This is a genomic window from Alicyclobacillus hesperidum subsp. aegles (assembly GCF_027923525.1).
In the GTDB taxonomy this organism is placed as follows: Bacteria; Bacillota; Bacilli; order Alicyclobacillales; family Alicyclobacillaceae; genus Alicyclobacillus; species Alicyclobacillus aegles.
Map to the genome: position 1 here is coordinate 24,301 of NZ_BSBJ01000005.1, position 12,307 is coordinate 36,607.

At 51.4% G+C, this 12,307-nt stretch carries 11 protein-coding genes and 1 riboswitch; of the genes, 10 read left to right on the forward strand and 1 reads right to left on the reverse strand.

What is annotated here, in order from left to right; translation table 11 throughout:
• Positions 1-15: 15 nt before the first annotated feature.
• From sucD to QMF38_RS02930, 4 genes are all read left to right on the forward strand, one after another.
• On the forward strand, positions 16-918 hold the full coding sequence (gene sucD, locus QMF38_RS02915) for a succinate--CoA ligase subunit alpha (RefSeq protein ID WP_058095487.1): 903 nt from the start codon (positions 16-18) through the stop codon (positions 916-918).
• Positions 919-1,043: 125 nt separating this feature from the next.
• A complete protein-coding gene (gene dprA, locus QMF38_RS02920; RefSeq protein ID WP_281758625.1) occupies positions 1,044-2,129 on the forward strand; it encodes a DNA-processing protein DprA in 1,086 nt (361 codons plus the stop codon).
• Between the two features lie 160 nt (positions 2,130-2,289).
• Positions 2,290-3,093 carry a L,D-transpeptidase gene (locus QMF38_RS02925; RefSeq protein ID WP_281758626.1) on the forward strand — a complete coding sequence of 268 codons (804 nt, stop codon included), beginning with the start codon at positions 2,290-2,292 and terminating at the stop codon, positions 3,091-3,093.
• Positions 3,094-3,178: 85 nt separating this feature from the next.
• Positions 3,179-3,324, forward strand: a riboswitch (cyclic di-AMP (ydaO/yuaA leader).
• A 7-nt stretch (positions 3,325-3,331) separates the two neighbouring features.
• On the forward strand, positions 3,332-4,153 hold the full coding sequence (locus tag QMF38_RS02930) for a LysM peptidoglycan-binding domain-containing protein (RefSeq protein ID WP_058095484.1): 822 nt from the start codon (positions 3,332-3,334) through the stop codon (positions 4,151-4,153).
• 41 nt (positions 4,154-4,194) lie between these two features.
• Here QMF38_RS02930 and QMF38_RS02935 read toward each other — a convergent pair whose 3' ends face one another.
• A complete protein-coding gene (locus QMF38_RS02935) occupies positions 4,195-5,109 on the reverse strand; it encodes an MYG1 family protein (RefSeq protein WP_281758627.1) in 915 nt (304 codons plus the stop codon).
• 288 nt (positions 5,110-5,397) lie between these two features.
• Between QMF38_RS02935 and topA the strand changes: the two genes are divergently transcribed.
• The 6 genes from topA to flgB all read left to right on the forward strand — a co-directional run bounded on the left by topA (position 5,398) and on the right by flgB (position 12,304).
• Complete coding sequence (gene topA, locus QMF38_RS02940; protein ID WP_281758628.1) at positions 5,398-7,503, forward strand: type I DNA topoisomerase; 2,106 nt, start codon at positions 5,398-5,400, stop codon at positions 7,501-7,503.
• Positions 7,504-7,531: 28 nt separating this feature from the next.
• Positions 7,532-8,845, forward strand: a complete 1,314-nt coding sequence (gene trmFO / locus QMF38_RS02945; RefSeq protein ID WP_281758629.1) for an FADH(2)-oxidizing methylenetetrahydrofolate--tRNA-(uracil(54)-C(5))-methyltransferase TrmFO — start codon at positions 7,532-7,534, stop codon at positions 8,843-8,845.
• A gap of 3 nt (positions 8,846-8,848) precedes the next feature.
• The gene (locus tag QMF38_RS02950; RefSeq protein WP_232302362.1) at positions 8,849-9,733 is read left to right on the forward strand and encodes a tyrosine recombinase XerC; all 885 of its coding nucleotides are present in this window, start codon (positions 8,849-8,851) and stop codon (positions 9,731-9,733) included.
• Positions 9,734-9,752: 19 nt separating this feature from the next.
• Positions 9,753-10,295 carry an ATP-dependent protease subunit HslV gene (hslV, locus tag QMF38_RS02955; protein ID WP_281758630.1) on the forward strand — a complete coding sequence of 181 codons (543 nt, stop codon included), beginning with the start codon at positions 9,753-9,755 and terminating at the stop codon, positions 10,293-10,295.
• Positions 10,296-10,310: 15 nt separating this feature from the next.
• Positions 10,311-11,702, forward strand: coding sequence for an ATP-dependent protease ATPase subunit HslU (hslU, locus tag QMF38_RS02960; protein ID WP_281758631.1), 1,392 nt, complete (start codon positions 10,311-10,313; stop codon positions 11,700-11,702).
• 197 nt (positions 11,703-11,899) lie between these two features.
• Positions 11,900-12,304, forward strand: coding sequence for a flagellar basal body rod protein FlgB (gene flgB, locus QMF38_RS02965; RefSeq protein WP_058095478.1), 405 nt, complete (start codon positions 11,900-11,902; stop codon positions 12,302-12,304).
• The last annotated feature ends 3 nt before the right edge of the window (positions 12,305-12,307 follow it).

The window sequence follows — 12,307 nt, forward strand, 5'->3', positions numbered from 1 at the left end:
GGAGGGAATTCCATCATGAGCATCTTGGTAAATAAAGATACGCGTGTTATTACTCAGGGCATTACCGGCTCGGCAGGCTTGTTTCACACGCAACAGGCTTTGGCCTACGGCACGAATGTCGTCGGCGGTACGACACCTGGTAAGGGCGGTACCACGGTAGAGGGGCTGCCGGTCTTTAATACAGTCGAGGAAGCAGTTCGTGAAACTGGTGCAAACGCGTCCGTCATCTATGTACCACCCGCGTTTGCGGCCGATGCAATCATGGAAGCGGTCGCCGCTGAACTTGACCTCGTCATCTGCATCACCGAAGGTATCCCAGTGTTGGATATGGTGAAGGTCAAGCGGTTCATGGAAGGAAAGCACACGCGGCTCATCGGGCCAAACTGTCCTGGTGTGATTACACCTGGTGAATGCAAAATCGGTATTATGCCAGGGTACATTCATACGCCAGGGAAGGTTGGCGTGGTCTCGCGTTCTGGTACCTTGACCTACGAAGCTGTATACCAATTGACGGTTCGCGGTATTGGCCAGTCTACTGCTGTTGGTATCGGTGGCGATCCGGTGAATGGGACCAATTTCGTCGACGTGTTAAAAATGTTTAATGATGATCCGAACACTGAAGCGGTCATCATGATTGGCGAGATTGGTGGTACAGCAGAAGAAGAGGCGGCGGAATGGATCCGGCAGAACATGAAAAAGCCCGTAGTTGGCTTTATCGCAGGTGCGACGGCGCCTCCTGGCCGGCGCATGGGGCATGCTGGTGCCATTGTCTCGGGCGGATCGGGTACGGCTGAATCCAAGATCGAGAAAATGAAAGAGTGCGGTATTCGCGTTGCACCGACGCCGTCGGAAATGGGCTCCACACTCTATACGTTGTTAGAGGAACGCGGGTTGTTGGAAGTCTGCAAAACCCATTAACGAAGTGCGACAAAAAGCCATCCGAGCGATATGCCTCGGGTGGCTTTTTTACGATCTGCAATCGACGCTTTCCATGTCGAATTCGACAATAAAGCTACGTCGATGACGGGAAGGTGTGGGTACTTGTGACGGAACGGGAACTGCGACTCTTCTGGGCGCTCTGCCCAGGATTGGCACCAGCCACATGGCGACGAATGCTACACGTGTTTGGCTCGGCTATATCATTTTCAAACGCGGATGAATCGGACTGGACCGAGTCTGTACGGTTGCATGCGCAAACCGTGCACCGCATGGTAGCATGGCGGGAATCGTCCCCCAACATCAGTATGTTGGAGAGTCGTCTCAGTGAACAGAACATTTCGTGTATCGTGCGCGGCGATGCAATTTATCCACAAAACCTTGAAGCTTTGTTTGATCCGCCCGAGGTGTTGTTTGCGCGGGGCAATGTTGATTTGCTCAGTTCTCTTGTGTCCGTCGCTGTGGTTGGGACGCGGCGCGCCACAGCTTATGGAGTGACCGCCACCAAGTGGATCGCAACGACGGTGGCGGAAGCCCGAGGCATAGTCGTTTCCGGTATGGCGTTGGGGATCGATGCCATTGGACATGAAGCAGCCCTTGCGGCAGGTGGAGCGACTGTCGCCGTTCTCGGTTCCGGCGTGGACGTGTGCTATCCACCATCTCATGCGAGACTTTATGCCGAGATTGGTGAGCGGGGACTACTTCTGAGCGAATATGCTCCAGGCTCCTTGGTACGTAAGCACCATTTTCCGGAGCGCAACCGCATCATTGCGGGTATATCCAATAGCACTGTCGTAGTACAAGCCGGCGAGCGTAGCGGCGCACTTGGCACGGCGGCCGTCGCACTTGATATTGGCCGCGATGTCTACGTCGTGCCGGGGCCCATCACCTCCCGCGCCAGTCGCGGATCGAACCAATTGTTATTCGACGGAGCCATCCCGCTGGTCGATCCGGCAATATTGCTTCAGGACCAATTTGGCATTGGAGACGCTACGACAACCGTGCGCAAACAAGTGCCAAAACATATAGCCCAAGTGTACGATAGGCTGGCTGAGGACGGTCCGCTTCGGGCGGGAGAATTGGCACTCTTATTGTCAATGCCCCCTGGGCACATCTATGCCACATTATTGGAACTTGAGGTGGAGCACCTGGTTGAAAAGCTGCCCGACGGTAGGTACCAGGTGATATTGTAAAATAGGATTCATTATGTATCCGTGTAAAAGAATCCCTTGTCTAAGCTGAAGACTTGCATATCACCCTAGCTTCATGGGGGTGATCGCAGTGTTCGGTCTCGATACGGCGCGTACTTGGATTCAGAGAAGCATACGATTGTGCAGCGTGTGTTTGACTTGTATGAGCGTTGCAATTGTACCTGCGCATTGCGTATACGGTGCGGAATTCGGCGACCGAGATCGAGTTTCGGTCACTCCACATGTGCTTACGATTGGCGACACTGATCCGCGTGTGTATTGGTTACATGAGCGGTTGGCCGAACTAGGGTATTTGCCCTTTACCTTTCATGATTTGGTCCCGACGGACAGATTGTATCGTGCAGGCTGGGGCTCGCCAAATATCGGGAGATTTACGTGGAAGTACGCAAACGTACCGGATACCTTACGGGAGCTATGGGACCCGTGTCGCTATAACGAGTTGACCCGAGGTGCAGTCATGACTTTTGAAATGGACCATGGCCTGCGGCCGGATGGATTTGCGGGCCCAGCCGTGTTTCGGGCTATTGCGCTCTCTTCGACGTGTGTCATCGGCACGTTCCGCCCGTATCGGTATGTATATGTCAAGCAGTCGATCCCGCAGACAGTTCGCGTATGGGAAAACGGATCCTGGATCTTCTCGGCCCCGTGTAGTACCGGCGTCGATGCAGCACCTACGCACGCAGGCACGCATGTGATTTACCTACGCAATCGGGAGCAAAGCATGGACGGTGTTGGACCAAGCGGGAAACCGTATCATGTCGACCATGTACCGTATGTAAGCTTTTTCTATCAGGGTGAAGCGCTGCATGGCCTTCCCAGATCTCGGTACGGTATCCCGCAAAGTGCGGGATGTGTGGAATTGGCCATTCACGACGCGAAACGGTTATGGGAGTTAACGGATTATGGCACGTTGGTAACGGTTGGTGATCCGCAAGAACAACACTAACATCCATCAAGTCACCATATATATCATGTGATGTAATACTTTTTATCTTACATACGCTATGTCCTTGCTGTTATACTCTTCGTCGTCAAATACTAAGCCGAGTCTCCAGATTGATTATCTGGGGTACGGGGGACTTCTTGGTTGTATGACCTTGGGGTGAATCGCCATCTGCGACGGGTGTCTCGTCACCCGAACCCGACAACTAACCCCGGAGGCAGAACGAGAGGATTTGGGCAGATTGCGTAAAAAACATTGGTTACTCGCAGCAGCGACGATGTGTCTGACCAGTGGATTCGGTGTTTCGACCGCGATGGCCGCGACCGTCAAGGTCGCACCAGGGCAATCGCTGTGGTCAATTGCTCATCGTGCTGGTATTTCTGTGCAAAGTATTGAAGCAGCGAATCCTGGTATGGATCCGATGAATCTACAGGTGGGTGCTACCGTGCAAGTTCCGAGCCCCACAGCGTACGTGGTCAAGCCAGGGGATACTTTGTTTACGGTTGGTCGACGTTATGGAGTCACTCTTAGTGCCATGCTGGCTGCGAATCCACAAGTCAATCCGCAAAATTTGCAAATCGGTTCGACGATCCGCGTTCCGATCACATCCGCTCAGACTACTCCTACGACAAATGGCACCAGACAAGCAAATCAGGCAGTCAATGCCCATGTTGCCGCACCCACATCCGATACTACAAGCAACTTATATTGGCTTGAACACGTGATTAACGCTGAAGCAGGCGGGGAATCTCTGCAAGCGCAAATTGCGGTAGGCGATGTCATTATGCATCGTATCGCAGCGGGTGGGTACGGGAACACGGTTCAGCAGGTCGTGTTCCAAGTGAGCAACGGCCACTACCAGTTTACGAGCGTTGCAAACGGATATATTTACACAGCACCAAACAGCTCCAGCATTACAGCAGCAGAGGACGTTCTACAAAAAGGACAAGACCTGGTTCCCGGTGCGCTGGTCTTTTACAATCCGGCCGAAACGCCAGCGGGCAGTTGGGTACGTCAGCAACCGGTGATTCGTCAGATTGGGAATTTGGTTTTTGCAAAGTGATACGTACATTTATTAGGGTGGAACACACTGATGTTTCCACCCTATTGAAGTTTTTGACCTGCTTTTGAAAGATCGACGTCGTTTGGCGACGCGATTGCTTGTCGAGCCATCTGTAGTATGCCCGCTAAACTGTGGGCACCTGCGATGAATCGTGCTGGATGACAAAACGTAGCGTCTGTGGTCCCACATGCCTCGGCGAGCTCCGCTCCTTCTTTTCCTGCCCAAGAGGCAGGAAGGGGCTTTCTCGCCTCGAAGCTGCGAGGGCTTTTCGGTACGACCTGTAGGCGATACTGTCCGGTTTTGTCTGGAAACACAACGTACAATACATTTGCCTGTGTGTCCAATTCCATTAAAGTCTCTGTCCATGGGCAGAACCTCGGAAGGACCATAAGAGCTGGCTCCGTTCGAGCTTGAAATGCTGTTTTGACAATCTCTACCGCATCGATTCGGCTAATTTCGTGACGTATGTAATTGTCGAGAATGACAGTCGCAAAGCGGACAGCACGTTCGAATGCCTCGTTTTCATCATCGGCCGCATTCCATGGCGGGTTGAAGGATCCTACTAATTCTGAAATGCCCTTAATACGGGTGTCTCTGTCGAGGTCTATGCCGTTGTCAATGGCGTCAATCGCTTGAATAAGTTTTTCATCAATATGTGTGTGCACGATGTTGCGGTTTCCCTCATCTTCGACACCGAAGCGCGAAATCAACGCAGCACCAAAGTCCCTCCAGATTAGCCCAGCGGATGCAAAGGGTAAACCATTTGCACGGTATACTTTGTCAACTGTGTGATGGTCATACGGTGAGCCGTTTACGTCGACAACAATATCACAGGTAGCGAGCGCTTGAGGTGAACGCGAGCGTACGACCTCCGCATCCGGATACAGTTGACGCAGAATTGCGACGGCGAACACTTCGTCCGCGTGAAATTTCCCGTGATGGGTGCCAATTTTCATTGCTGTTGACCACCTTTCGCTCATGCATCCAACACGGATGACACCGCGCATATGACTTCACGTTAACATCAATCGCTCGGCTGTACAACTGTTGTCCTGGTGTGTTCCGGACTCACCGCTCGCATTATAAATAATAGAAGAAATTCGACACGATTCACGATGGAAAACCGGTTGCAAATCGCGCAATATAAAAGTGGCCTTGTTTGCAAAGATTTTTGTTCCGGTGATAATATGGGTTGAACTAAGGAACGGCACTGCCAAGGCGTACGACGAACAGGAGGATATGCTGTGGCGGATTATTTGGTTATCGTCGAGTCGCCGGCCAAGGCAAAGACGATTGGTAAATATTTAGGAAGTCGATATACGGTTAAAGCCTCCATGGGACACGTACGGGATTTGCCTAAGTCGCAGTTGGGCGTCGATGTGGATCATGGATTTGAACCCAAATATATTACAATTCGCGGTAAAGGTGATGTGATCAAGACACTCCGCAACGCGAGTAAGAAGGTCAAAAAGGTGTTTCTCGCAGCCGACCCTGACCGTGAAGGGGAAGCCATCGCGTGGCATCTACAACACATCCTCGACTTGAATCCTGACGAAGACTGCCGCGTCGTGTTTCATGAAATCACAAAGGACGCCGTGCAGCAGGCTTTTAAACATCCTCGCAAAATTAACATGGACCTGGTAAACGCCCAGCAGACGCGACGGATCTTGGATCGCCTTGTCGGTTATCAGTTAAGTCCTTTACTGTGGCGTAAAGTCAAAAAAGGTTTGTCTGCAGGCCGTGTACAGTCGGTTGCCGTGCGCTTGATTGTCGATCGTGAAAATGAAATTCGGAAGTTTCAGCCGGAGGAATATTGGACCGTTGATGCCATCGCGAATGTGGGATCCAAAAAATTGATTTCGCGGTTCTATGGCTATGATCAAGAAAAGACGAGCCTACCCAATGAAGATGCTGTAAAAGAACTGTTGCGGCGCATGGACAATCAGGCATTGACTGTTCGTCGCGTCAAAAAGTCCGAACGTCGTCGCAATCCGGCCGCGCCGTTTACCACGAGCAGTTTGCAGCAGGAGGCCGCGCGGAAGTTGGGGTTTCGAGCGTATAAGACCATGTCGGTCGCACAACAGTTGTACGAGGGTCTTGATATCCCCGGTGAGGGAACCGTGGGTCTTATCACGTATATGCGTACTGACTCGACGCGTATTGCAGCGTCCGCACAAGAAGAGGCGAGAGCGTTTATTCAGGCGGAATATGGAGTGGATTATGTACCAGATAAACCGCGCCAATATGCCAAAAATGAAGATGCTCAAGATGCGCATGAGGGTATCCGTCCGACGTCTGTACATCGCCATCCGGACAAATTAAAGGATCACCTTTCGCGAGACCAGTATCGGCTTTATAAGTTAATTTGGGAACGTTTTATTGCGAGCCAGATGGCGTCTGCCATTTTGGATACGACAACCGTGGACTCTGAAATCAACGGTGCGTGGTTTCGCGCTACCGGATCGGTCGTCCGTTTCCCTGGTTTCATGGCCGTCTATATTGAAGGCAATGATGATGCAGACAGCGATGAAAATGGCAAACTGTTGCCTCCTGTCGAGGAAGGTGATGTGCTGACTGTCGCAGAGGTGCGCCCGGAGCAGCATTTCACCCAGCCACCGCCGCGGTACTCGGAGTCAAGCCTTGTCAAGGCGATGGAGGAACTTGGGATTGGTAGACCGAGCACATATGCTCCGACAATTGATACGATCCTGAAGCGCGGTTACGTCGTATTGGAGCAAAAGCGTTTCCTCCCAACCGAGTTAGGCGAGATTGTCGTGAATTTGCTGAAGGAAAACTTCAACCAATTAATTGACGTCGATTTTACAGCTAACATGGAACAAGAGCTTGACGCGGTCGAAGATGGTGAAGCGAACTGGGTTGCGTTGATTGATCACTTTTATCACGACTTCCAAAAGAATCTGGAGGAGGCGGAATCCTCGCTCGAACATGTCGAGATCAAGGATGAAGTTTCTGATGTGCCTTGCGATAAATGCGGGCGGATGATGGTATACAAAACCGGGCGGTATGGCAAGTTTCTTGCTTGCCCAGGCTTTCCCGAGTGCCGTAACACAAAACCAATTGTCAAGGAAGCAGGTGTCAATTGTCCTAAGTGTGGGAAGCCCTTACTCGAACGACGTGGTAAGACGAGAAAGGTATTTTACGGATGTAGTGGATATCCTGATTGTGACTACGTGTTGTGGCAGCGTCCAACTGGCCAATCCTGCCCGACATGTGGTCATCCGATGGTAGAAAGGCAGTCTAAGGGCAAGATCACGGTCGTTTGCAGTAACGAAAAAGCGCATCCGCACGCCCCAGCTTTTGCTGAAAGTGGTTCGCGGAAATCTTCTTAAAGACTCAGTTCGTAAGGAAGTGCTCACAATGAAGAAGGTTACTGTGATTGGTGCTGGTCTGGCTGGAACTGAAGCTGCTTGGCAGGCTGCGCAACGCGGTGTGCAGGTCGTTTTGTACGAAATGCGTCCGGTGCGTCAGACGCCGGCGCATCACACAGAACAGTTTGCGGAGTTGGTGTGTACCAACTCATTTCGTGCGGCTAGCATCACAAACGCTGTCGGCTTATTAAAGGAAGAGATGCGTCGTTTAGATTCGGTCATTATGAAGGCTGCCGATGAACATCAAGTTCCGGCAGGCGGTGCGCTGGCCGTGGATCGCGAGCGTTTTTCCGCACGCGTTACGGAACTTGTAGAAGGGCATCCAAATATTGAAGTGCGTCGTGAGGAAGTTCTGGAAATTCCTTCGGAGGGAATCTGCGTTGTCGCCACTGGCCCTCTCACGTCACCCGCATTGTCAGAGAGCATTCGGCGGTTCATTGGTCACGATTACCTTTACTTCTTTGACGCAGCGGCCCCCATCGTGACGAAGGAGTCTGTCGACATGGACAAGGTATTTCTACAATCCCGCTATGATAAAGGGGAAGCCGCCTATTTAAATTGTCCCATGGACGAAGACCAATTCAATCGCTTTTACGAAGAGTTGATTCATGCGGAACGCGCTGAATTGAAAGATTTCGAAGAGGAAAAGTACTTTGAGGGCTGCATGCCGATTGAGGCGATGGCCGCCCGCGGCCGCCAGACGCTGTTGTTCGGTCCGATGAAGCCGGTTGGTCTTCGTGATCCGCGAACAGGAAAACGACCTTACGCCGTTGTCCAATTGCGCCAAGACAATGGAGCCGCGACTCTATTTAATATTGTCGGGTTCCAGACGCACTTGAAGTGGGGCGAGCAGAAACGAGTGTTTGCGCTCATTCCGGGTCTCGAAAATGCAGAGATCGTGCGTTATGGTGTTATGCATAGGAATACGTACATCAATAGTCCGCGGACGTTACTACCTACATATCAAACGAAGGCTCGACAGGAGCTATTGTTTGCCGGACAAATCACGGGCGTTGAGGGTTATGTCGAATCGGCAGCGTCGGGTTTGGTTGCTGGGATCAATGCGGCGCGTATAGCAGCGAACCTAGAGCCTGTGACGATGCCCCATACAACGTCCATTGGCAGTCTCGCTCACTACATCACACATACGTCCGGAGACAACTTCCAACCTATGAATGCCACGTTCGGACTGTTTCCGCCGTTATCAGAACCAATTAAGGATAAACGGCAACGTAATGAAGCGTATGCGCATCGCGCGCTGGCGGATTTGTCTGAGTGTATTGCAAGTACACGGGTGGGTTGAATGATGGCGTTGGAAGACTGGATTGTGCGTTTTATAGACGAATCCAGGGCAAGATGGAGCCCGAACACCTTGCAGGCATACGAGCGAGACCTCAAGCAATTGGGCGAGTGGCTCGCAAGGCGGGGCATAACGGACGTGGCGGTTCTTTCCACCCGAGAGATTCGTACGTTCATTGCCGATGAACTGGCGGGAGGCAAATCGAAGGCAAGCGTCTCTCGCCAATTGTCCTGCTATCGCTCTTTTTTTGCGTTTCTTGAGCGAGAAGGCGCAATCGAGCGCGATATTCTTCAGTTGCTGACGTTGCCCAAGCGTGACAAGCCTGTACCTAAGTACTTATATCAAGAAGAAGTTTCACAACTTCTTGATCATATTGACGGATGTGATTTCGCTTCCTTGCGCGATCGCGCTCTTCTCGAGTGTATCTACGCATCCGGGGTTCGCGTGAGTGAATGTGTAAGCATTGATATCGGGGATTTTTCACTGAGCGACGGCTATGCGTATATCATGGGTAAGGGTGGAAAGGAACGCTATGTGTTGCTAGGTAGCAAGGCCATCGCGGCTCTCCAACGATATTTGGATGCGCGAGGTGCGATCGCCACATGTTCGGCGTTATTTGTGAACCAACGTGGTACGCGTCTATCAGATCGCAGTGTCCGGCGTATATTGGATCAAAGGCTTCGCGAAGTGCCTGGGTTGCGACATATCCATGTGCACGGTTTACGTCACTCATTTGCTACGCATTTGCTCGATGGTGGTGCCGACTTGCGGAGCGTTCAGGAACTGCTTGGGCACGCCAGCTTGTCTAGCACACAGATTTACACTCACACGAGCCGCGAACGTTTGACAAAAGTGTATCTCGAGACGCATCCGCGAGCCGAATTAAAATAGAACGATAGGAGCGAACGGGATGGACATGTCGATGCATGCGACGACCATTTTCGCCATACTTAAAGATGGTAAAGGTGCAATGGCTGGCGATGGCCAGGTGACATTAGGTAACAGCATGATCATGAAGCAAGGGGCGCGCAAGGTGCGACGCCTTTACAAGGACCAAGTGGTGGCTGGATTCGCCGGTTCGGTCGCCGATGCGTTTACTCTGTTTGAGAAATTCGAAAAGCGCCTGGAGGAGTTTCAAGGAAATCTACAACGATCGGCTGTTGAATTGGCGAAGGAATGGCGCTCAGATAAAATTTTGCAAAAGCTTGAGGCGATGCTTATCGTGATGAATCGGACGGATCTCTTGATTGTTTCCGGTGGAGGTGAGGTCATCCAACCGGACGATGGCATTTGTGCGATTGGCTCAGGTGGAGCATTTGCGCTTTCGGCGGGACGGGCACTTGCTCGTAATACCGATTTGCCACCTGCGGATATTGCCCGCAAGTCTTTGGAGATCGCATCTGAAATCTGCGTTTTTACGAACGATCACATCGTGTTGGAAGTCGTCGAGTGACGAGGAGGTATTCGAATGGTGATGGAGCGTGAATTGACGCCACGCCAGATTGTGGAGCATCTTGACCGATACATCGTCGGCCAACGTGCAGCCAAACGAGCTGTGGCTGTTGCTCTTCGCAACCGGTCACGTCGAGCGAAATTAAGCCCGGAGTTGCAAGCTGAAGTAACGCCTAAAAACATTTTGATGATTGGACCTACTGGTGTAGGCAAAACCGAAATTGCACGACGTCTAAGTAAGTTGGTGGGTGCGCCGTTCATTAAGGTGGAGGCAACCAAATTCACGGAAGTTGGTTATGTAGGCCGCGATGTCGAGGCTATGGTTCGCGATTTAGTGGAGACGGCTGTGCGTATGGTGAAGACAGAACACGCGGAAAAGGTAAAGGACGATGCGGAAGCACGTGCGAACGATCGCATCGTCGAGGCGCTTGTACCGGATCCGGGAGCGCGATCGCGAGTAAAAAATCCGTTTGAGATGTTGTTTGGAGGCGCACCGAATGCAAACCATACCGCGGAACCGAGTTCCGATGGCGTGCGTGAAGAGCGGCGGCGCACGAAGCATAAACTGCTTCTTGGTGAGTTAGAGGATAAGTATGTCGAAATTGATGTGGAAGAACAATCCACGCCGGCGTTAGGCTTTATGCCGGGAGTTGGTCCTGAGAGCATAGGTAATTTGCAAGAAATGCTGGGAAATCTTTTGCCAAAGTCGACGCGCAAGCGCAAGATGACCGTTCGTGAGGCTCGCAAAGTGCTCACGCAGGAGGAAGCTCAAAAGCTCATCGACATGGACGCCGTGACGGCGGAGGCGATTTATCGAGCAGAAAACCATGGCATTATCTTCATTGATGAAATGGATAAAATTGCAGGGCGGGAACAGCGCGGCCCTGATGTGTCGCGCGAAGGTGTTCAGAGGGATATTCTCCCGATTGTAGAGGGGTCCACCGTTTCGACCAAGTACGGTGCGGTGAAAACCGATTACATGTTGTTTATAGGCGCAGGTGCCTTCCATGTCGCTAAGCCTTCAGATTTGATTCCTGAGCTGCAAGGTCGTTTCCCGATTCGAGTAGAACTGGAGCCGCTGACGAAGGAAGACTTTATGCGCATTCTGCAAGAACCCGAACATTCTTTGCTCAAGCAATACACGGCCTTATTGGAGACTGAGGGCATTCGGGTTGAGTTTACCGAGGACGCCATTGAAAGAATTGCCGAAATGGCACAGCAGGTGAATCAGGAAACTGAAAATATTGGGGCGCGGCGATTGCACACGTTAGTTGAAAAAGTTCTTGAGGATCTCTCATTCGAAGCGCCAGATGTCAATCTTCCGTCGATTCAAATTACACGGCAGTATGTCGATGAAAAGCTGGGAGGGATTGTTGTCAACCGCGATTTGAGCCAATTTATTTTGTAAACTGTGGCGCTCGTCAGTGCTACATCGAGAATCCGGGTGGAACCGAATTGCGGTTTCACCCCTTTTTTTTGTATGGAGTGTGAACGTCATTTAATACTTTTTTTGTTTATCGATCAACATAGCAGGATTCGACTCCGGTGTGCCGAATTTGTAGTTTCGTATCGAATCTAGTCACAATTTGTATCGGGGCGAGTCGAATGAACGTCTTTCAACTTCTGCAAAGTTCCATTAATGCCGCTACACTGCGCCAATCTGTGTATGCAAATAACATCGCAAACGCTGAAACGCCGGGTTATAAGCGTCAAGATGTTGCCTTTGAGTCTTACCTGCAAAACGCTCTGAGCGGGTCCGGGCAGGCTCTGATGGGCCAGTATCACATCCCTGTTGGCACGGACGAGAACTCTGTAAATCTCAACGCGTTGCCCAATGTTACTCCGGTTGTTTATACTGACAATTCGACAACTGTCGACAACAATGGCAATAACGTCGATATTACACAAGAGATGACGCTGCTCGCGGAAAACCAAGTCCGGTACGACACGTTGGTTCAAGATGTGTCAGATCGCATTACACGGTTGCGGACTGCCATTACGGGGAGTTGAGTT